Origin of the sequence: Ancylobacter dichloromethanicus, assembly GCF_018390645.1 — a bacterium.
Lineage (GTDB): Bacteria > Pseudomonadota > Alphaproteobacteria > Rhizobiales > Xanthobacteraceae > Ancylobacter > Ancylobacter dichloromethanicus.
In genome coordinates this window covers 868264-886343 of record NZ_JAHBGC010000020.1, presented here as the reverse complement: position 1 = coordinate 886343, position 18080 = coordinate 868264, and the positions used below count along the sequence as shown (strand labels likewise).

At 66.5% G+C, this 18080-nt stretch carries 27 protein-coding genes; 21 read left to right on the top strand and 6 right to left on the bottom strand.

Translation table 11 applies throughout. The annotated features are described in order from the left end of the window. Positions 1-28 precede the first annotated feature (28 nt). Together KHC23_RS12980 and KHC23_RS12975 are read left to right on the top strand one after the other, a co-directional pair. A complete protein-coding gene (locus KHC23_RS12980; protein WP_246544533.1) occupies positions 29-469 on the top strand; it encodes a type II toxin-antitoxin system HicB family antitoxin in 441 nt (146 codons plus the stop codon). A gap of 65 nt (positions 470-534) precedes the next feature. Then, positions 535-1227 carry a hypothetical protein gene (locus tag KHC23_RS12975; protein ID WP_213373033.1) on the top strand — a complete coding sequence of 231 codons (693 nt, stop codon included), beginning with the start codon at positions 535-537 and terminating at the stop codon, positions 1225-1227. A gap of 44 nt (positions 1228-1271) precedes the next feature. On the opposite strand, the gene KHC23_RS12970 is transcribed toward KHC23_RS12975, so the two are convergent. Genes KHC23_RS12970 through KHC23_RS12955 form a run of 4 tightly spaced genes read right to left on the bottom strand, consistent with a single transcriptional unit; the run spans position 1272 to position 3330 of the window. Beyond that, positions 1272-1850: an MT-A70 family methyltransferase gene (locus tag KHC23_RS12970; RefSeq protein WP_246544532.1), complete on the bottom strand. Its 579-nt coding sequence runs from the start codon at positions 1848-1850 to the stop codon at positions 1272-1274. A gap of 26 nt (positions 1851-1876) precedes the next feature. After that, complete coding sequence (locus KHC23_RS12965) at positions 1877-2620, bottom strand: hypothetical protein (RefSeq protein WP_213373032.1); 744 nt, start codon at positions 2618-2620, stop codon at positions 1877-1879. Next, the gene (locus tag KHC23_RS12960; RefSeq protein WP_213373031.1) at positions 2617-2844 is read right to left on the bottom strand and encodes a hypothetical protein; all 228 of its coding nucleotides are present in this window, start codon (positions 2842-2844) and stop codon (positions 2617-2619) included. Before KHC23_RS12960 ends, KHC23_RS12965 begins: the two co-directional genes overlap by 4 nt. 3 nt (positions 2845-2847) lie before the next feature. Further along, positions 2848-3330: a phage regulatory CII family protein gene (locus KHC23_RS12955; RefSeq protein ID WP_213373030.1), complete on the bottom strand. Its 483-nt coding sequence runs from the start codon at positions 3328-3330 to the stop codon at positions 2848-2850. Between the two features lie 95 nt (positions 3331-3425). Here KHC23_RS12955 and KHC23_RS12950 point away from each other — a divergent pair, with 95 nt between their 5' ends. Further along, positions 3426-3686, top strand: a complete 261-nt coding sequence (locus KHC23_RS12950; RefSeq protein ID WP_213373029.1) for a hypothetical protein — start codon at positions 3426-3428, stop codon at positions 3684-3686. Between the two features lie 80 nt (positions 3687-3766). On the opposite strand, the gene KHC23_RS12945 is transcribed toward KHC23_RS12950, so the two are convergent. Beyond that, positions 3767-4420, bottom strand: coding sequence for a ClpX C4-type zinc finger protein (locus tag KHC23_RS12945; RefSeq protein WP_213373028.1), 654 nt, complete (start codon positions 4418-4420; stop codon positions 3767-3769). Then, the gene (locus KHC23_RS12940) at positions 4417-4659 is read right to left on the bottom strand and encodes a transcriptional regulator (protein WP_213373027.1); all 243 of its coding nucleotides are present in this window, start codon (positions 4657-4659) and stop codon (positions 4417-4419) included. The genes KHC23_RS12945 and KHC23_RS12940 overlap by 4 nt, the downstream gene beginning before the upstream one ends. A 41-nt stretch (positions 4660-4700) precedes the next feature. Between KHC23_RS12940 and KHC23_RS12935 the strand changes: the two genes are divergently transcribed. The 18 genes from KHC23_RS12935 (at position 4701) to KHC23_RS12850 (ending at position 18065) form a co-directional block, all read left to right on the top strand. Further along, positions 4701-5108 (top strand): helix-turn-helix domain-containing protein, encoded by a 408-nt coding sequence (locus KHC23_RS12935; RefSeq protein WP_213373026.1) that lies wholly within the window; start codon positions 4701-4703, stop codon positions 5106-5108. A 23-nt stretch (positions 5109-5131) separates the two neighbouring features. Next, a complete protein-coding gene (locus KHC23_RS12930) occupies positions 5132-5557 on the top strand; it encodes a hypothetical protein (protein ID WP_213373025.1) in 426 nt (141 codons plus the stop codon). Between the two features lie 99 nt (positions 5558-5656). Then, a complete protein-coding gene (locus KHC23_RS12925; RefSeq protein WP_213373024.1) occupies positions 5657-6451 on the top strand; it encodes a hypothetical protein in 795 nt (264 codons plus the stop codon). Positions 6452-6636: 185 nt separating this feature from the next. Next, complete coding sequence (locus KHC23_RS12920; protein ID WP_213373023.1) at positions 6637-7161, top strand: hypothetical protein; 525 nt, start codon at positions 6637-6639, stop codon at positions 7159-7161. 106 nt (positions 7162-7267) lie between these two features. Next, positions 7268-7930, top strand: a complete 663-nt coding sequence (locus KHC23_RS12915; RefSeq protein WP_213373022.1) for a hypothetical protein — start codon at positions 7268-7270, stop codon at positions 7928-7930. Continuing rightward, complete coding sequence (locus KHC23_RS12910) at positions 7927-8163, top strand: hypothetical protein (protein ID WP_213373021.1); 237 nt, start codon at positions 7927-7929, stop codon at positions 8161-8163. Before KHC23_RS12915 ends, KHC23_RS12910 begins: the two co-directional genes overlap by 4 nt. Before the next feature lie 23 nt (positions 8164-8186). Then, positions 8187-8537 (top strand): hypothetical protein, encoded by a 351-nt coding sequence (locus KHC23_RS12905; RefSeq protein ID WP_213373020.1) that lies wholly within the window; start codon positions 8187-8189, stop codon positions 8535-8537. A gap of 39 nt (positions 8538-8576) precedes the next feature. Then, entirely contained in the window at positions 8577-9506 is a 930-nt protein-coding gene (locus tag KHC23_RS12900) for a DUF2303 family protein (RefSeq protein ID WP_213373019.1), read from the top strand. 194 nt (positions 9507-9700) lie between these two features. After that, the gene (gene dnaN, locus KHC23_RS12895) at positions 9701-10822 is read left to right on the top strand and encodes a DNA polymerase III subunit beta (protein WP_213373018.1); all 1122 of its coding nucleotides are present in this window, start codon (positions 9701-9703) and stop codon (positions 10820-10822) included. Further along, entirely contained in the window at positions 10819-11043 is a 225-nt protein-coding gene (locus KHC23_RS12890) for a hypothetical protein (RefSeq protein ID WP_213373017.1), read from the top strand. Before dnaN ends, KHC23_RS12890 begins: the two co-directional genes overlap by 4 nt. Positions 11044-11054: 11 nt before the next feature. Further along, a complete protein-coding gene (locus KHC23_RS12885; RefSeq protein ID WP_213373016.1) occupies positions 11055-11660 on the top strand; it encodes a nucleoside 2-deoxyribosyltransferase in 606 nt (201 codons plus the stop codon). A 5-nt stretch (positions 11661-11665) separates the two neighbouring features. After that, on the top strand, positions 11666-12034 hold the full coding sequence (locus KHC23_RS12880) for a MerR family transcriptional regulator (protein WP_213373015.1): 369 nt from the start codon (positions 11666-11668) through the stop codon (positions 12032-12034). Between the two features lie 38 nt (positions 12035-12072). After that, positions 12073-13092 (top strand): tyrosine-type recombinase/integrase, encoded by a 1020-nt coding sequence (locus KHC23_RS12875; RefSeq protein ID WP_213373014.1) that lies wholly within the window; start codon positions 12073-12075, stop codon positions 13090-13092. Between the two features lie 150 nt (positions 13093-13242). Further along, positions 13243-13827, top strand: a complete 585-nt coding sequence (locus KHC23_RS12870) for a nucleoside 2-deoxyribosyltransferase (protein WP_213373013.1) — start codon at positions 13243-13245, stop codon at positions 13825-13827. 164 nt (positions 13828-13991) lie between these two features. Next, a complete protein-coding gene (locus tag KHC23_RS12865) occupies positions 13992-14288 on the top strand; it encodes a hypothetical protein (protein ID WP_213373012.1) in 297 nt (98 codons plus the stop codon). 145 nt (positions 14289-14433) lie between these two features. Further along, positions 14434-15693, top strand: coding sequence for an aminopeptidase (locus KHC23_RS12860; RefSeq protein ID WP_213373011.1), 1260 nt, complete (start codon positions 14434-14436; stop codon positions 15691-15693). A gap of 116 nt (positions 15694-15809) precedes the next feature. Next, the gene (locus KHC23_RS12855) at positions 15810-17924 is read left to right on the top strand and encodes an OmpA family protein (protein ID WP_246544531.1); all 2115 of its coding nucleotides are present in this window, start codon (positions 15810-15812) and stop codon (positions 17922-17924) included. A 3-nt stretch (positions 17925-17927) separates the two neighbouring features. Then, on the top strand, positions 17928-18065 hold the full coding sequence (locus tag KHC23_RS12850) for a hypothetical protein (RefSeq protein WP_213373010.1): 138 nt from the start codon (positions 17928-17930) through the stop codon (positions 18063-18065). Positions 18066-18080: the final 15 nt, after the last annotated feature.

Below are 18080 nucleotides of genomic sequence, written 5' to 3'. Positions count from 1 at the left end.
AGGGCGTCACGTGGCGCATTGCGCCGCCATGGCGGACTTGAAGCCTGACATCCGCCGCACGACCAAGGAGGGTCACCTGGCACACGCAATCGGCATCATTCACGAGGAAGACGGCGCCTTCGGCATTTCCTTCCCGGATTTCCCCGGCGCCATCTCCACCGGCACCACGCTGGACGAGGCGGTGCGCAAGGGCGAGCAGGCCCTCGCTTTGCACGTCGAAGGCATGGTCGAAGACGGCGAGGAGTTCCCCCGCCTGCGCACCCTCGCCGAGCTGCGGCAGGAAGCGCCCGAGGCGCTGGAAGGCGCGCTCCCCGTGCTGGTGCCGGCGGAGCTTCCCGCCCGCTCGGTGCGGGTAAACATCACGCTGGACGAGCGCCTGCTGTCGCGCATCGACGCGGCGGCGCGCGCGGCCGGCGAGAATCGGTCCGCCTACTTGGCGGAGGCCGCGAAAGAACGCATGGCGCGCTAGGAAAAACGGTGCAGTCATGCCGGAGCCCTCTCGACAACTGGAGAGAGCGCAGGCAGCGTCAGGATATGATGAAACATCCGGCGATGATTGGGGTGGTCATCGTTGCCTTCATCTTGGCTGTTGGCGTCGTTTTCGGCGACGGCACGGTCGCTGAAGCAGCGAGAAGCGTTGGGGCGTTCGGCATCCTGAAGGACCTTGGCGGTTTTATCGGCGCGCTTATCGCGCTGGCCGGCGCGGTGATCGCGTGGATAGCGACCACGAATGTAGCTGAGCAGCAGAAGCGCGATAAGATCGAAGAACGCCTTATGGCTCATACAGTGACGGTTATGAAGATCGCCGAACTGCAGAGTCGGGCCTATAAAAGGCGATCCAAACCCACTGTTGACACTGGTAAACTTGTCGAGCCTCTCGTCGCGTACATTGACTCGGAAGAAGTATTTAGGCTCAGGAGCGATGTTTTGCTTAGGGGTGAGAATAGCGGTATTGAAATTTACATTACCTCGGCGTTGAAAAGTATTGATGGAAGTGCGGATAATATTGAAAAGCGATTTAATGAAGTGGTTTCTAAAATGAAACACGAACTTAGGTTTGCAATCGGAAGTAGGATGCGTCTTTTGAATGAAAGAAATGAAATCGCGGATTTGTCCCGACGTCAGATGGTCCGCGTTGAGCAATACAAAGACCATATTGCGAAGGGTAGCGATATCGATATTTCGCACCTCATTCTCAAGGTTACGAACTACACGATTGAACAGTAGTTCTGACTCTGATTGCATCCAAGTATGCGTTTGTTGCTTTATCCTCACCCCACCAACCCCACCTGATCGAACTTGCCCGCCTCATTGCCCCAAACTTCCCAACCCGGCCGGCTCTGGCGTGAGAACAGGCTGGCCCGCCGCGCCTGCGGCCACGCCGCCTCGCAACGGGCATAGAATTCATCGGGCTTGCGGGAATGCTCGCGCGCCAACCCGTCCAGCGAATCCGCTTCCAGCGTCTCCACAAGGTTGGGAAAGCTCGCCCCGCTCCAGTCTCCGCCGGGCAGGCCGGCGATGATGTAAGGCTCGTGCAGCGAGCGGGCGACATAGCCCGGCCCCCATTGCAGCTTGCCGTTCACGGTGCGCTTGGCCCAGCCGCCGCCGGTCACGGGCTTCAGCCCCCACCCGCGGATGATCTCGACATGCGCGCCGGTCGCCACCAGCGGCCACGTCGTCCACATCACGCACACGGCGCCCGGCGCTAGCAGGTCGCCCACCGGCAGCGCGGCGATGTCGGCCAGCGACATGGTGGCGTATTGCGCCTGCGGCGACTTCGCCTCGCCCTTCGCCGAATACAGGTCGAAGTGCCACGGCGGGTCGAGCTCGACGAGGTCATAGGCAAACATGCGCAAGGGCTCGAAAGGCCAGCCCATCACCCGACCGCCTTCTCGATATCGGCCAGCCGGCGCTCCAGCCGCCCCACCTGCGCCAGCACCTCGCCGCGCGCCCGCTCGAACACGGCCACTTCCTGCTGCACCTTCAGGCCCTGCTCGGTCAGGTCCTTCGCGGCGGCCAGCACGGCGCGCGCCTCATTCAGCACCGGGGCGAAATCCTCCGCCCCGCCGGCGCTGCTGGCGCCATAGACCTTGCAGCGCACCTGCCGCACCCAGTCGCGCGGCACGGTCAGCGATTCCGCCACCTTCTTGTCGGTCCAGCCCTCGCCATAGCCGCGCTGCGCGTCGAGATACACCTCGCCCAGCTTGTCGCGGATCAGGAAGGCCGCATCGATATCCATCGAAGGCGGCGCCTCCGCCTTGCCCGCCACGGCAGGCTTGAGGGGCACCACCTCGCCCGGCTCGGTGCGGGGCTTTGGGGTCGGCGTCGGCTTCGTCACCATGATCTTGGCCTCTTTCTTCGCCTTGGCCTGCGCCAGAACTCCCCGGCAGCCGGGGCACATCGCCCGCCGCGCGCCGTGCAGCACGTCCCAACCGGCCTTTTTCGCCTCCGGCAGCACCTCGCCCTCAAGGTCGGGCGGCGGGCCGGAATATTTGCGTGCCTTGCGCTCGAACACGGACGAGCAATGGCGGCAGCGAATGCGGTAATAGGAGCCGCCAGTCTCGCCGCCTGGGCCGGGCCGGCGCGTGTAGCGCTCGATCCCCTTGACCGGCTCCATCATCGCTCCACCCCCTGTGCCAGCGCCGCGCTCAGCCGCGCCCATTCCTCCGGCGACCAGATGCCGCCGCCGCTCGACAAGGCCCGCGCCACATAGCCCCGGCTGATGCGCAGCCGCTGGGCGATCTCCCAGCCCGGCCGGCCAAGCGCGTGCATGCGGCGGGCAACAGGCACCACCCGCCGCCACGGCCGCCGGTGAATGACGATGAGGGGCGTGCGCGCGAGCATCGGTCACGCCTCCCCACGCAAGGCCATGATCTTGGCGCGCACCGTCGCCTTCGTGGCCTGCACATGCGCGTCGAGATCGCCGAGATCGTTCTCGATCCTTGCGAGTTCGTTCAGCGTCAGCCGCCCGTCCGCCAGCGCTTCGGAAATGCCGGCCATCACATCCCCGCTCTCGCGGGCCAGCCCGGCCAGGTGCTCCACCAGCCGGCCCTGCGCCACAATGACGGTGGAGGGCACGAGGTCGTAGCCCAGCAGTCCGGCCAGCGCCCGCGTGATCACCGGCTCGCCCGCCAGGCTGTCGAGATCCAGCGCCACGTCCAGCGGCACCCATTGGTCGGAATTCAGGTCGCCGAAGCGCGAGAGCTGCGCGGCGGAAAGCCGGGTCATGCCGGCCAGTTCGCGCAGGCAGCCGCCCGCCTGCCGCAGCGCGCGCCGCACGGCATTCTTGATCGCGGCATAGTCCGCCGAGGTGAAGATGCGCGCGTTCATGGCTGGGCCTCGACGCCCGCCAATGCTACCGGCATCATGCTGCCTCCAGGCTGACCAGCCCCCGTGGATGTACCCTCCAGGCAAGCGGCAGCGGAGTGGACGAGGCAAATCCGGCGCGCGTGGAGCTCAATGCCACCATCGCGCCATTTGGGGCGACACGAATTGCCAGCCTCTCCACCCGAGAGCAAAGAGCGGCCGATGTGACCTATCTGGAGCTCTCGCTTGGTCCCCGAGAGTCCTCGGCGCCGGGCACGACCATCAAGGTCCGCATGGTCGTCAGCGTCGAGCAGAGAATGCGCGAAACCCGCTCCAGTCGAATTGCCATCAACAGGGCCATAAAGATGCCGGCGAGTTGAAGGGCTGCAAGCGCCAATAGCCAAAGAGCCGTCTGGCAGAACATGGGTCATCACCTCTCGAAGCGGGGCGAGTGCCGTGCTCATCGCGCGCACTCGCTCATGCGCCGCGCCCCATTGCCGGTATCCCCGTCCGCGTTAGAGTGGTGGGCGCGGCCAGATGCAACCCGGTCGCGCCCCTTCAACCCCGCGCGGAGCACGCGCACGGAGTCACCAACATGGTCGACGATGCCACGAGTAAACTTGGACAGCGGCTCGACAAAGAATTCGGGCAACAGGTGGCGCTGGGCCACATGGTCCGCATTCTCTTGCAGAGATCCGTGTCCGCGCCAGACGACGCTCAGACTCGGATCAACGTTCAGCGCATCCAAGATGCGGTTATCATGGAACTGCGCCGGCCGGACCTTTTCGGCCAGACAGATCCCGCGCAAGCTGCCCAGATCGAGCGGGTCCGAGCTGCTGCCGTAGCATACGCAGAGCAACTTATCGGCTCTCTCAAGCCCGTCACTTGAGGCCTCCGCGAGCGGATGGAGAGTGGTGGTCGGCGGCGCAGCGCGCCGCCACTTTGCCAGCCGGCCGGGGATGTCGTCATGGGCCGGCTCGCCATTCAGGCGCGCGACACCGAACGAAACGCACTTGTCGCAGATCGCCTGATGGTTCGGCCCCGCGAACAGCGTCTCGACATCGTCGCTAAGAGCACCGCAGAAGGTGCAGCGATACGTGGCAAAGCGGCTCATGCAACGCACTCCTCGTCGTTCTCATGGTGCGGTGAGGGGGCTGGTGCGATGGTCGGCGCCGGGTAGAGGTCGGGCCGCAGCTCATGGCGGGGCACGCCGGTCACGCGCTCCACATCGAGCACGCGCTCAGCGGGGACACGGCTCCATTGCGACACCGCGCCGGGCGTAATCCGGCAAGCGCGGGCAATGTCGGAAATGATGCCGCGTTGCTTGGGAAGGGTATCAAACAGATGAGCCATGCTGCATTTGATAGCTGTACTAACATTCTGATGCAAGTCGTATGTTAGTTGTACTGTCTGGTTCGTCGCGCAAGGGCGAGCACAATGTGTGGATGGCTAAAGTCCGCACCAATTTCAAACCGCCGAAGCCCCGCCACTTCATCCGGCAGTGGCGGAAGCATCGCGGGTTGACGCAGGAGCAACTGGCCGAGATCGTCGGTGTCACCCACGGCGCCATATCGCAACTTGAGCGCGGCGAAACCGGCTACACTCAGCCGATGCTTGAGGCACTGGCCGCTGCCATGCACTGCGAGCCGGCCGATCTCATCATGCGCGACCCGACCCAAGTCGGCGCGCCCTGGTCGATTTGGGACACGCTGAACAAGGATCAGCAGCGCGAGGCGCTTGATTTCATCCGCTTCCTGCAATCAAAGGTGGTTGACGGCGGTAAGGACGACAAGGCAGCCTGATCTCCCGTCTGGGGAGGCGTTCAATGAAAGCCCGACATGGCGCAGCACTGGCATTCTGCGGGGTGCTCTTGCTTGCAGGGTGCACTACGGAGAAGGCAGCTGAACAGCTGAACTCGGAGTGGATCGGCCGGGCGGCTGATGATTTCTTCGTCGCTCATGGTCCGCCGCAGTCGAGTTATGATCTCGCAGACGGCCGTAAGATTTACGCTTGGCAATCGGTGCCGAAAATATACACGTTGCCGGCAACGTCGACCACCAGCTATTCCTTCGGCGTCGCCAATACGAGCTATTCGCCGGCCGCCGATATCAAGATGCAATGTTCGGTTCAACTAACCGTGCAGCCTAACGGCATCATCTTCGATATCAAGCCCACTGGTGACTCTATCGGAGAGTGGGCGATGTCGCGTTGCTCAGAGATTTTCGCGCCGCCGCCACCAACGGAAGGATAGGCGGTGCCCTCCTGCTGGCTGAAAGGCGTTCTGGCAGCGTTGGGGCTCGTCGCCCTTTGCTCGGCACCTCTAGCCCAGCAGCCAGCGCCAGAACACAAGGTGGAAAAAGCCGAACCCAAGGCACCGACAGAAGAAGTGCAGAATGGCGAAGAGCTCGTGCTTGAGCCGGTGGTTGATGCCGAGCTCAGCCCACAGGCAGGCGATGAGGGTCGGTTCAAGAATGCCACCGATCAATCGCGGAAAGAGCTCTGGTGGGGAGAGCCCAGAACGGCCTGGCTCACGGCAGCAGCCAGTTGGGTCTCAGTCATCTTTACCGCCATTGGTCTCAGTCTCCTGTACTGGACCTTGCGCGCCACCCGGGAAGCTGTGCGGGAGGCCGAAAAGGCCAGCCGCGCCGCCGTTGAGGCCGTAGATGTAACCCGCACCATTGGCGAGGCGCAGGTCCGCGCCTATGTGACCGCGAAGGATTGCCGGCTGTCCGCGTGCGCCATTGGAGCCAAGCTGCGGGTAAAGATCGGCTTTATCAACAATGGCGCCACCCCGGCCAGATCGGTTGACGTGCGCGGCTCGATTATCTTCGCCGCCTTTCCACAAGCAGCCAACCATCCCTATGTTCTCCACTCCCTGCCGGGCAATACCGCCGGGCTCGCTCCCAATATTCCGGGGGCCACCGAGATCCGCCGCTTCAAGATATTCACGGCGGAGGAGCACCAGAGCCTCGTCGAAGGCAAGGGTGCTTTCTACGTTCACGTTGTGGTCAGCTACCTTGATGTTTTTGGCCGCCAAAACATCTCCCGCACGACTTTCGTCTACGGCCGCCGCGAGGCTGAGGAGGGCGAGAAGGCAAGCGTAGCCCGCTATGGCAACAGTTTTGAGTGGGGCCGCCCAGCCTGACGCTCCGCGCCGGTCCGCATCGAAAAATCTGTCCGCCAGCGTTCATTTCAATGCTCCGATTCGGCCGAATCTATAGTTTGGCTCTCATGTCGCGCTTAAGAATGATAGTGATACTATCATTTTCACTTGCGATGAAGTGTTAGTACCGCTATCAATTTCTCAATCCACGCGATTGGGAGCGACGCATGCACCCCGCCCACCATGAATCGGCGCTTGTCGCCTTCTTCCGCCGCCACGGCCTCGTCGCCCCCCATACGGAATGCGATGGGCTGATCGAGCGCCACGGCCTGGTGCTCGCCATGGGCTTTGCCATGCGCGACGCCCATTTCCGCGCCACCCCGGCGGAGGGCGAGGCCTTCGCCTTCGGCCACCAGGTCTTTTCCGCGCAGGACTGGATGGCCGCCAGCGGCACCGCGCACGCCTTCGCTCAGATGGTGGCGGAATGCGCCGACACGCGCCGCCTTGCCGACCGCGCTCCCTGCTACGAGGCGCTGGTCGACCGCATGGCGCTGGACATGCGCCGGCTCGATCTCGCCGGCATCCCCGTGACAGTGGATGTTCTGGCCTGCGAGGGCTACACGGCGGCGGAGATCACCGAGGCCGGCCTTCCCGCCGTTCAGCTGGCCGAGGCGATGAAAGTTGCTCAGGCCCGCTACCGGCAGGCCCGCAAGGCGAAGGCCGAGGCCGAACGCGCCCGCGAGGCCGCGTGATGGGCACCGCTCTGCTCATCCTCGGCGTCCTCCTGCTCTGCCTCTTGGCCGGCATCGGCGTTGCGCTGGTGCTTTACGTGTTCGTCGGCCCGGATTGGGGGGACGAATGAGCCTGCCCCCCCGCGTCTGGCTCCAGTCCCGCAATGGCCGCGCGCTCGATCTGGTCGCGCCACGCCCCGGCCAGGTCGATTTCGCCGAGATCGCGGACCAGCTCGCCCTCATCAATCGCTATGTCGGCGCATCCTCGGTGGCGGTCTCGGTCGCCAATCACACCCTCATCGCCTACCGCGTGGCCTGCGCGGTCGGCGCCACCGAACGGGAGAGGGCGCTTGTCCTGCTGCACGATGTGCATGAGAGCCGCATCGGCGACAAGGCGCCCCCCGTCAAGGCGATGGAATTCGCCATCGCGCGGGAAATGTTCGGCGCCACGGCCGAGGACACGCTGCGCCAGGTAATGGCGGAGATCGAGCGCCGGCACGATGCCGCCATCCATGCCGCCGCATTGGTCGACCCGCCCAGCGAGGCGGAAAAAGCCTTCGTGCACCGCGCCGACCTCACCGCGCTGGTCACCGAGCGGCGGGATTTCCTCAGCAGGCCGCCCATGCCCTGGGCGCCTTCCATCGAGGCCGTACCCCCGCTGCCCACCCGCCAGCGCCTCTTGCCGCCGGCCCGCGCGGCGATCGAGTTGCACGAGCTTTTCATCGCCCATCTGCCCGGCGCCCGCGCTCAGAGTTTTCGCGCCGCCCCCGCCACAAGGAGGTCCGCATGAGCCTCGCCCATGATCGCCTGCGCCGCCGCCAGTTGGCGGAGAAGTACGCCGAGGCCCGCCGCAAGCACGCGCCGCGCGCGGGTGTCGCGCAGCAGCTTAAGCGCCTGACGCACCGCCTGCTGCGCAACGAGGTGGCGGAAGAAAAAGCCGCTGCCAAGCGTGCCGCCCGGGCAGGTGATGGCATCCGCAGCCTCGCCGCCGACCTCGACCTTTTCGCCACCAACCACGGCTGACCGCCGACCCGCAGGGGAACACCATGTCGAAGCACATCATTCACAGCCTGTTCCAGGCGCTTGGCCTGTCGAACCGGGGGCGCTTCCAGGAGAAGGTCGACGCCGAACTACGCACCGTCATCCAGGCGCTGCAGGAGCACCCGGAAGAGAAGGTCAAGGGCACGCTCACCCTCACCATCGATTTCGTGAAGCTGGGCGACCGCATCGACATGAAGCCGCAGGTCAAGGCCAAGCTGCCGGAAGAGAAGGGCTTCACCTCCACGCCCTTCTGGGTCGTCGAAGGCGGCCTCTCCGTCCAGCACCCCAGCCAGGTCGACATGTTCGGCGGCCCCACCGAAGTCGGCGAGCGCCCGCGCAACCGCGAACCCGCCTGATCATCCCCCGTTTCACCCCGCTGACAGGAGAAGCTCCCCGTGTCCATCACCGAGCACAAGCCGGACCTGCCCCCCGCGGCATCCGCGCGCTTCATCGCCGATCTCGCGCACGACGCCGCGACGCCGGAGATTCTGCACATTCCCACCTCCGGCCTCGGCGCCGGCCTGCCGTCCAGCATTCCCGCGCTGTGGGATCGCAAGAATCAGCGCGTCATCCCCGTCAAGGATGAGATCGAGCGCTTCCGGCAAGGGCCGGAGCGGATCAAGGGCACCGCCGTCGTCGACACGCTGGAAAGCTTCATCGGGCTGGTGAACCGGCACAAGAGCGCCGACAGCGTCATCTTCGCCAGCACCACATGGCCCAAGCCCTCGCTCACGGCGGTGATCGACTATTACACGCGCGATCACGGCACGGCGCACAAGCAGCACCGCGTGGCCTATGCCTTCCCCCTCACCGAGGAATTCAAGGCGTGGGTCGGCAACAACAACAAGCCGATGGAACAGCAGGCCTTCGCCGAGTTTCTGGAGGAGCATGCGGCCGAACTCTCCGCCCCCTTCGAGCAGGAGAAGACGGACTATCAGCCCCTGTTCAAGGAGCGCTTCGCCCTCCCGAATGAGCTTCTGGAGCTCTCCCGGCATCTGGAAGTCAATGTCGGCGCCAAGATGAAGCAGGGCCTGCGGTTGCAGACCGGCGAACGGCAGATCGTGTTCGAAACCGAGCACACCAATGCCAAGGGCGAGCCGATCGACATCCCCGGCATCTTCATGATCCAGTTGCCGCCCTTCGTGGATGGCGATCTGGTCCGTATCCCCGCCCGCATCCGCTACCGCGCCGGGCAGGGCGCCGTGACGTGGTTCTACCAGCTCTATCGCTGGGAGTTCTGGCTGCGCACCCGCGTGCAGAACGATCTCCTCAAGGCCGGCAAGGACACGGACCTGCCGACCTTCGAGGGCTCCCCCGAATCCTGACCTCGTTCCTCCCCCCGGCGCCTTTGGCGGGGCGCCGGGACACCTGCCGGGCGGCGCCCCCCGCGCCTCCGCGCCGCCCGGCCTTTCCATCCCCTTCGCGGCGCGGGACACGCCGCGAACCGAGCCGGGCGGCGTTCCCGCTCCCAGCCCCGCCGCCCGGCTCACCCCTTCACCCTCACGCGAGAGACGCCGCCATGAACATCACCCTTGAGCGCGCCGCCTTCCTCGCCGCGCTCCAGCGCGCCCGGCACGCCGTCGAGCGGCGCAACACCGTCCCCATTCTCGCCAATGTGCTGCTGCGGGCTTCAGCCGGGCGCCTCACCCTCATCGCCACCGATCTCGACATCGAGATCGAGGACAGCCTGCCGGCGGAATGCGCGGCCGAGGGCGAAACCACCCTGCCGGCGCAGACCTTGCTCGACATCGTCAAAAAGCTGCCCGAGGGCACGCAGATCAAGCTCGAGGTGTCAGCCGACAAGGGCACCGCCGTCCTGCGCGCCGGCCGCTCCCGCTTCGCCCTGCAAACTCTGCTTCCCTCCGATTTCCCCAGCCTCGCGCGGGTGGAAGACGGCGTGGCCTTCGATCTCCCCGGCCACGCCCTTGCCGACGCCATCGAGCGGGTGAAGTTCGCCATCTCGACCGAAGAGACGCGCTACTACCTCAATGGCATCTATCTGCACCGCGACCCCCAAGTGGCCGATCGCCTGCGCCTGGTGGCGACGGACGGGCACCGCCTCTCGCTCGCCTCGCTCACCGTCGAGGGCCTGCCGGATTTCCCGGGCGTCATCGTCCCGCGTAAAGCGGTGGAAGAGCTTTCCCGCATGGCCCAGGCGGCGGACAAGGCGCCGCTGGCGCTGCGGGTCTCGCAGGTCAAGCTCGCCGCCACGCTGGGCAAGGCGTGCTTCACCACCAAGCTCATCGACGGCACCTTCCCCGATTATGGCCGGGTCATCCCCTCGGGCAATGACAAGGTCGCCACCCTGCAGGCGGAAGAGCTGAACGCCGCCGTCGACCGCGTCGGCACCGTGGCGGCCGAGCGGGGCAGGGCGGTCAAGTGCACCTTTGGCGAGGGCCGCCTGGTGCTGGAGGTGACGAACCCGGATGCCGGCTCGGCCTACGAAGAGATCGAGATCGCCTATGCCGCCGAGGAAATAAGCATCGGCTTCAACGGCAAGTACGTCATGGACGTGCTGGCCGCCACGGCCAAGACCGGCCCCATCGAGATCGCGCTCCACGATCCCGGCTCCCCCACCATCCTCCGCCGCCCGGACATGACCGACGCCCTGTGCGTCCTCATGCCGATGAGGGTTTCGTGATGACCAGGAACCGCCATCGTCACCGCCGGGCTTACGTCGCTGGCGCGCGCCAGGGCATCGCCCGCCTGCGGGAGGTCATCGCCCCGCTCATCCCCGCAGAGGCGCGCGCGCAGTTCAATGCCCGGGTGGATGCCGTCACGGCAGAGTTCCCCATGCCGCCCATCTGGCGCCAGGCCAAGGCCGCAGCACAGGTGGACCTCGACGACCGGATTTCGTTCTAGGATCAAGCGTCATGAAAACACCGCATCTCTACCTCGCCGGCCCCGAAGTCTTCCGTCCCGACGCCGCCGCTGCGGGCAAGCGGCTCAAGCAGATCGCGCAGCGGGCTGGCGCCGAGGGTGTCTTTCCGCTGGACGGCGAGCCGGTGCATGACGCCGAAGCTATCAAGCGCCGCTGCAGCGAGATGATTGACGCGGCCGACGCCGTGGTGGCGAACATCACGCCCTTTCGCGGCCACCACATGGATCCCGGCACGGCGTGGGAAATCGGCTATGCCGAGGCCCGCGGCAAGCCCGTGCACCTCTGGTCGAATGATCCGCGCCCTCTGCGCGACCGCATCCCGGCCGGGGTCGAACTCGATGCGGATGGCTGGCGCGACGATGACGGCCACTTGGTCGAGGATTTCGAGCTGGCCGAGAATCTGATGATCGCCGCCGACGCCGGCCCGGTTTGGGAGACAGCGGAAAAGGCCATGCGTGCGGCCGTCGATGATATCCGCCACCGCGCCCGAAACACGGCCGAGCGGCGCAACGCACGCCGCCGCTTCGCGTGGGTGGTTCTTGCCATGCTGGGTGGTGTGGCGCTTGCCGCCACCGTGCTCGCGAGCCGGGGAGGGTAGGGCGCATGCAGGCCGAACCTATTCCCCAGCCGCTGCTCGACGCTTTCGCGCGTCGTATCAGCCTGCCGGCGAAAGCAACGGCGGACCTGCTGGGCATGGACTATTCCACCTTGCTCCGGCACGCCAAGGCGGGGAACATCCGTTACCGCGCCATGGGCGTGGGCGTGACACGGCCCCGGCGGGAATTCACGCTGGCCGATATCCTTGAGTTTCTGGAAAGGCAAAGGCGCCAGACATGTCCGTCTACAAACGCGCGGACTCGCCATTCTACCACTACGACTTCCAGCGGCGCGGTGTTCGGTTTTCTGGCTCAACGGGAGAAACGTCTCGCCGCGCGGCAGAAGAAGTCGAGCGGGCCGAAAAGGAACGGGTAAGGGCGGCCTTCGCGCGTGGCGCCACCACCAGCTCGCGCATGTCGATCGACGATGCCGCCGGCCGGTACTGGCACGAAGTCGGGCAGCACACCACCAACGCGGTCGATCTCGATCGCGAACTGGCTGAACTGGTCAGGACCATCGGCCCCAGCACCTCCCTTGCCGACATTACGGATGAGAAGCTCGCCGGCTGGGTCGCGCGCCGGCGCGGCGAATATCGGTTCGGCGACCCGCGCCGTGGCGTCGTATCGCCGGCAACCGTGAACCGCGGCTTCACTCAGATCCTGCGCCGCATCTTCCAGCGCGCCCGCAAGGTGTGGAAGGTCGTGCTGCCGGACGAACCCGATTGGGCGTCGCATATCCTGGCGGAGCCGCGCGAGCGGGTTCGTGAGCTGCGCTTCGACGAAGAGATCAGCATCGAGGCCGTCGAAAGGGATGATTATCGCCCCGTCCGGCTGTTCGCCCAGGCCTCGGGCCTACGCCGGCGCGAGGTGGTCAGCCTGACATGGCCCCAGGTCGACTGGGCATCCGGTGTCATCCGCGTCGTGGGCAAGGGCGACAAGCCCCACGTCATCCCGATCACGCGGGAGATCACGAACCTTTTATGGCCGCTGCGCGGGCACCACAGGGTCCACGTCTTCACCTTCGTCGCGCAGCGCACCCGCACCTGCGCCAAGAGCGGCAACCGCTATGTGCGGGGAAAACGCTATCCCGTCACCTATTGGGGCTGGGGCAGTCGATTCGCCCGCGACAGGGTCAAGGCCGACCTCACCGATTTGAAGATCCACGACCTCCGCCACACCAGCGCCACCCGCACGCTGCGCGCGTCGAAGAACCTGAAGGCGGTCCAGAACCTTCTTGGCCACTCGGATATCAAGACCACGATGCGCTATGCCCATGCCCTGACCGAGGATGTCGCAGAGGCCATGAATGCCCGCGTAACCGACGAGGCGGAGCGCCGCGAAATGCACGTTCGGCGCACCGAGTCCCGAGAAAATCCCGAGTTGGGCAAAAAGAGCGCTCGCAAGGCCTTGCGGTCTAAGCGTAAATTGGATTAACGAACCACGACCTTCTAAGCGGCAGGTCGCTGGTTCGAGCCCAGCCGCGGTCGCCACCCCTCACCTGGCCCGAGGCCGACCCGATACGGTTGCCTGGTGAGGGCAGGGGGGCCAGGCCGGCCATTGCTTCCCTCCCTGCGAGTTCCTCCGATGCTTCCCGCGCTTCGCCTCTATCTCGCCGGGCCCGAAGTGTTCCGGCCCGATGCTGCCGCCGAGGGCGCGCGCCTCAAGGCGATCTGTGCCGCCGCGGGGGCCGAGGGCCTGTTCCCGCTGCATGAAGAGGGTGTCGACATCCGTCAGGCCTGCATCGACATGATCGACGCCGCAGATGCGCTGGTCGCCAACATCACGCCGTTTCGCGGCGTCCATATGGACCCGGGGACGGCGTTCGAGATCGGCTATGCCGAAGCGCGCGGCAAGCCGGTCTTCCTCTGGTCGGCCGATCCACGCCCTCTGACCGAGCGAATTCCCCCGGTCGATTCGGGACGGGACGGCGAGGGCCATCTGGTCGAGGACTGGGGCAAGCCGGAGAACCTGATGATCGTGCCCGACGGGCGTGCCGTCGGCGCCTCCGCGCAGCAGGCCGTCGCCGAGGCGGTGGCGGCACTGGACGTGGCGGTGAAGAACCGCGTCCTGCAGCGGCGAACCCGCCATGCCGTCCTGCTGGCGATCGCCGTGAGCCTTGCGGCGGCGCTGTTCGCCGGCACGCTGGCAGATTGGCTCATCGGCTGGTAGAGGCGCGCCGTCTCGGGCATTCGCCGTCCTTCACCTTGATGCGTCATTCGCGCGCAAAGATGTGAGCGGAACATTTTGGCGCCTTGCGTCGTTGTCTGTCCGAACGGGTCGGAATTCATATGCCGGCCTAGAAGTAAAAGCTTTCGGATGACGGAGATGACATCATGCGCAAGATCGTTCTTGCTGCGGCGACTGTAGGCATCCTGGCTGCCGGCGGCGTGGGCGCCGCATTCGCTGACCCGGCCTATCGCGGGCCGGACTACCGCGGGCCGGTACATGAGGGGCGCAACGTCTATATGGGCGAAACCTATTATGGCGGTCGGTCCTATGGTCCGCCGGTGCGCTCGGCGCCGCTCGGCCCGTCCTACGGCTACGAGCCGTCCTATGCCGACCCGTGGTACATGCCCGGCGATCAGGCGATCATCAACCAGGAGCGTGCGAACAAGCGCAGCGAGCGCTGATCGCGCACCAAAAAACCTGAAGGCGACGGGCGGGCCATCGGCTCGCCCGTTTTCGTGTATATGGGCTCCAGCTTGACGGGAGGCGTTCCGCCTTTCTTGAATGGCGGTGCGGCGACGCGCCGTTCCCGGTTCGGAGGCCACCACCATGACCAAGCACGCCGCCACTCCTCCCGATCAGCTCTCGCACGAGGAAAGGCTGGACCGGCTGGGCGCGGTCGCCGTGCATGTCGGGCTCGGGCTGCGCCCCGGCCAGGAACTGGTGATGACCGCCTCGCTCGACGCGCTGTCGCTGGTGCGGCGAATCACCGAGCATGCCTACAAGGCCGGGGCCAGCCTCGTCACCACGCTGTTCAGCGACGAGGAGGCGAGCCTTATGCGCTTCCGCAACGCGCCCGATGAGAGCTTCGACACCGCCTCGGGCTGGCTCTATGAGGGCATGGCGAAGGCCTTCGAGGGCGGTGCCGCGCGGCTCGCCATTGCCGGCGAAAACCCCTCGCTGCTGGCCAATGAGGACCCCGGCAAGGTGTCGCGCGCCAACCGGGCGCGCTCGAAGGCCTATATGCCGGCGCTGGCCCACATCGCCAATTTCGACATCAACTGGACCATCGTGTCCTACGCCTCGCCGTCCTGGGCGAAGGCGATGTTCCCCGACGACCCCGAGGATATCGCCGTCGCCAAGCTCTGGCACGCCATCTTCGCGGCCTCGCGCGTCGATGCGGTCGATCCGGTAGCGGCATGGGAGGCGCACAATGTCGAGTTGCGTGCCCGCACCGGGCAGCTCAACGCCCGGCGCTACGCGGCGCTGCGCTTCCGCGGCCCCGGCACCGACCTCACCGTGGGGCTGGCCGACGACCATGAATGGGCGGGCGGCGCATCCGCCGCCAAGAACGGCATCGTCTGCAACGCCAACATCCCGACCGAGGAAGTCTTCACCACCCCGCACCGGGACCGGGTCGACGGCTATGTCGCCAGCACCAAGCCGCTCTCCTACCAGGGCACGCTGATCGACGAGATCGCGGTGCGTTTCGAGAGCGGGCGGATCGTCGAGGCGCGGGCGCGCACCGGTGCCGACGTGCTCAACAAGGTGCTGGACACCGATGAAGGCGCGCGTCGGCTCGGCGAGGTGGCGCTGGTGCCGCATTCCTCGCCGATCTCGAAGAGCGGCCTGCTGTTCTACAACACGCTCTATGATGAGAACGCGGCCAGCCATATCGCGCTCGGCCAGTCCTATTCGAAGTGCTTCGTCGATGGCACGTCGCTGACGCCGGACGAGCTGGCGGCGCGCGGTGCCAATGCCAGCCTCATCCACATCGACTGGATGATCGGCTCCGGCGAGGTCGATGTCGACGGCATCACCGCCTCGGGCGACACCGAGCCGGTGATGCGCAGGGGCGAATGGGTATAGGCGAATGGGTCTGATGGCGCGCCGGCGGGACGGGGCGGCTTCCTGATGGCCCGTAACTATGGTGAAGTCGCGCCGCCTTGCGGCCGGGTGAACTCCGCCGCCGGACGGGAGACGAGATGATGTGTCGTTGGCGCGCCTGGTGGAAAGGGCTGCCTGCCCTAGCCGTGCTGGTGGTTGTCGCCGTCACCTTTGCGCGGGCGCCGGTGGAGCGGGATCTGACCGACCGGGCGGAAACGCTGATGTCGATGATCGGCGAATCCTGGGCCCATGCCCGCTTCGAAGGCCGCAACGCCCTGCTGGAGGGCGAGGCACTTTCGGAGGAAGCACGGATCAAGGTCCGTTACGAGCTGGGGCGTCTGTCCGGCGTGCGCGTCGTCGAGGACCGCACCACGCTGCTGCCGGAGCGCCGGCCCTTCACATTCGCCGCCATCCGCGACGGCAGCAAGCTGCATCTCGAAGGCTATGTTCCCTCATCCTATGCCCGCCGGCGCATCGCCGAGGCCGCCGCCGCCATGGCGCCCGGCATCGTGGTGACCGGCGAGAAGGATCTGGTGCGCGCCCGCGGCGTGCCGGCCGGCGACTTCATCGGCGTGGTCGCCTTCGGTATCGAGCAACTCGCCAAGATGCCGGCCGGGCGCATCACCATTTCCGACGATTCGTTCTCGATCGAGGGCAGGGCCCCCGATTTCGCCAGCTACGACGCGCTGGAAGTGACCGTGCGCAGCGAATTGCCGGGCGACTTCAAGCTGGCCCGCTTCGCGGTGCTGCCGCCGGCGGTGTCGCCCTTCATCTGGTCGGCGGCGCGCGAGGCCGATGGCGGCGTGACGCTGGCGGGCTACATCCCGCTCGGCGACGCGCGGCGCGCCCTGCTCGACATGGTGCGCGCGGCCGTGCCCGGCGCGGCGATATCCGACCAGTTGCGGCTGGCCGACGGCGCCCCGCCGACCGAGGGCTGGCTGAAGGCGGTGTCGTTCGCGCTCGGCCAGCTCGGCCGGCTGCCCGACGGCAAGGTCGCGCTGTCCGGAACCACCATCACGATCGACGGCACCGCCCCGGATTTCGCCGCCTATGACGCGCTGGCGGGGGCGCGGCGCAATCTGCCGGAAGGCTATACGCTGACCCGTTTCGCGGTTGAGCCGCCGACCGTCGACCCGTTCGTCTGGGGCGTGCAGCGCACGGCCAACGGCGTGAGGCTGACCGGATACGCGCCCTCCGAGGAAGCCAAGCGGCTGATCCTCGATTCGGTGCGGGGCAATTTTCCCGGCGTGCCGGCCAGCGACGAGATGCGCATCGCCGCCGGCGGACCACCCGCCGATGAGTGGGTCGCCGCCACCGGCTTTGGACTCGACCAGCTCTCCCGGCTCCGCCAAGGTGCGGTTCGCGGCACCGGCACCACACTTTCCGTGTCCGGGGAGGCGCTGGATTCGGCGGCGTTCGTGGCGGTTCGGGCGGCGCTGGAGAAGTCGCCGCCCCGCGGGCTCACGCTGCGCAGCGACGTCCGCCCGCCGGTGGTGTCGCCCTATGTGTTCAGCCTGCGCAAGGATGCGGACGGCCTGACGCTTTCCGGGTTCTTCCCGTCCCCGACCGAGCATGAGCGCCTGGTCGAGGCGGCCAAGGTGCAGTTCGTCGGCGCCCGGGTGAACGATGTATCGGCGATCGCGCAGGGTGCGCCGCAGGGGTTCACCGCCGCCGTCATGACGGCGATGCGGCAATTGTCGCGGCTCGAGGTCGGTGAAGCGCGCTTCGACGATGGCCAGCTCAAGGTGACCGGCGCGGCGTTCTATGCCGAGGCGGTGCCGTCGATCGAGGCACTTCTGGCGGAGGGGCTGCCCTCAGGCTTCACGCTCGACGTGGCGCTGGACGTCATGCCCGCGCCCGCCCGCGTCGACGCCGCGACGTGCCAGAAGACCATTTCGCAACTGCTGGAAAAGGGCACGGTCACCTTCGAGGAAGGGGGCGCCGCCGTCCAGGCCTCAAGTCTGGGCCTTTTGGACCAGATCGCCGCCGCGGCCGCGAGTTGTCCGGAAGCGCTGATCGAGATTTCCATTCGCCAACCGGACGCCGGCCCGGTGGAGGCCGCCGCGCGGGCCCAGACGCTGGTCCGGTATCTCGCCGCCGCGGGCATTGCGCCGGACCGGCTGGTTACCGATGAACGCCGGGCGCTAGCCGTCCAGTCCCCCGCCGATTCGGTCGCCAGCACGGCCGGCGGTGTCCGGTTGATCGTGAGGTAGGCGATGTGGTTCCTGGCGCTCGAACTCTGGCCCTATATCGCCGGAGCACTGGTCATCGGCCTCGTCACCGGCTGGTGGAGCGGGTGCACGCCGGCGCGCCGTCGGGCCGCGGCGGACGACACCGGAAAGGCCGATTCATGACGCCCTTCGCGATCG

Coding starts and splice junctions, on each gene's coding strand:
- KHC23_RS12870 (WP_213373013.1), top strand. CDS start 13,243: ATGCTTCCCGCGCTTCGCCTCTATCTCGCCGGGCCCGAAGTGTTCCGG.
- KHC23_RS12910 (WP_213373021.1), top strand. CDS start 7,927: ATGAGCCTCGCCCATGATCGCCTGCGCCGCCGCCAGTTGGCGGAGAAG.
- KHC23_RS12915 (WP_213373022.1), top strand. CDS start 7,268: ATGAGCCTGCCCCCCCGCGTCTGGCTCCAGTCCCGCAATGGCCGCGCG.
- KHC23_RS12855 (WP_246544531.1), top strand. CDS start 15,810: ATGATGTGTCGTTGGCGCGCCTGGTGGAAAGGGCTGCCTGCCCTAGCC.
- dnaN (WP_213373018.1), top strand. CDS start 9,701: ATGAACATCACCCTTGAGCGCGCCGCCTTCCTCGCCGCGCTCCAGCGC.
- KHC23_RS12955 (WP_213373030.1), bottom strand. CDS start 3,330: ATGAACGCGCGCATCTTCACCTCGGCGGACTATGCCGCGATCAAGAAT.
- KHC23_RS12930 (WP_213373025.1), top strand. CDS start 5,132: ATGAAAGCCCGACATGGCGCAGCACTGGCATTCTGCGGGGTGCTCTTG.
- KHC23_RS12960 (WP_213373031.1), bottom strand. CDS start 2,844: ATGCTCGCGCGCACGCCCCTCATCGTCATTCACCGGCGGCCGTGGCGG.
- KHC23_RS12885 (WP_213373016.1), top strand. CDS start 11,055: ATGAAAACACCGCATCTCTACCTCGCCGGCCCCGAAGTCTTCCGTCCC.
- KHC23_RS12970 (WP_246544532.1), bottom strand. CDS start 1,850: ATGTTTGCCTATGACCTCGTCGAGCTCGACCCGCCGTGGCACTTCGAC.
- KHC23_RS12880 (WP_213373015.1), top strand. CDS start 11,666: ATGCAGGCCGAACCTATTCCCCAGCCGCTGCTCGACGCTTTCGCGCGT.
- KHC23_RS12935 (WP_213373026.1), top strand. CDS start 4,701: ATGTTAGTTGTACTGTCTGGTTCGTCGCGCAAGGGCGAGCACAATGTG.
- KHC23_RS12905 (WP_213373020.1), top strand. CDS start 8,187: ATGTCGAAGCACATCATTCACAGCCTGTTCCAGGCGCTTGGCCTGTCG.
- KHC23_RS12945 (WP_213373028.1), bottom strand. CDS start 4,420: ATGAGCCGCTTTGCCACGTATCGCTGCACCTTCTGCGGTGCTCTTAGC.
- KHC23_RS12965 (WP_213373032.1), bottom strand. CDS start 2,620: ATGATGGAGCCGGTCAAGGGGATCGAGCGCTACACGCGCCGGCCCGGC.
- KHC23_RS12865 (WP_213373012.1), top strand. CDS start 13,992: ATGCGCAAGATCGTTCTTGCTGCGGCGACTGTAGGCATCCTGGCTGCC.
- KHC23_RS12980 (WP_246544533.1), top strand. CDS start 29: ATGGCGGACTTGAAGCCTGACATCCGCCGCACGACCAAGGAGGGTCAC.
- KHC23_RS12875 (WP_213373014.1), top strand. CDS start 12,073: ATGTCGATCGACGATGCCGCCGGCCGGTACTGGCACGAAGTCGGGCAG.
- KHC23_RS12850 (WP_213373010.1), top strand. CDS start 17,928: ATGTGGTTCCTGGCGCTCGAACTCTGGCCCTATATCGCCGGAGCACTG.
- KHC23_RS12940 (WP_213373027.1), bottom strand. CDS start 4,659: ATGGCTCATCTGTTTGATACCCTTCCCAAGCAACGCGGCATCATTTCC.
- KHC23_RS12920 (WP_213373023.1), top strand. CDS start 6,637: ATGCACCCCGCCCACCATGAATCGGCGCTTGTCGCCTTCTTCCGCCGC.
- KHC23_RS12975 (WP_213373033.1), top strand. CDS start 535: ATGATGAAACATCCGGCGATGATTGGGGTGGTCATCGTTGCCTTCATC.
- KHC23_RS12860 (WP_213373011.1), top strand. CDS start 14,434: ATGACCAAGCACGCCGCCACTCCTCCCGATCAGCTCTCGCACGAGGAA.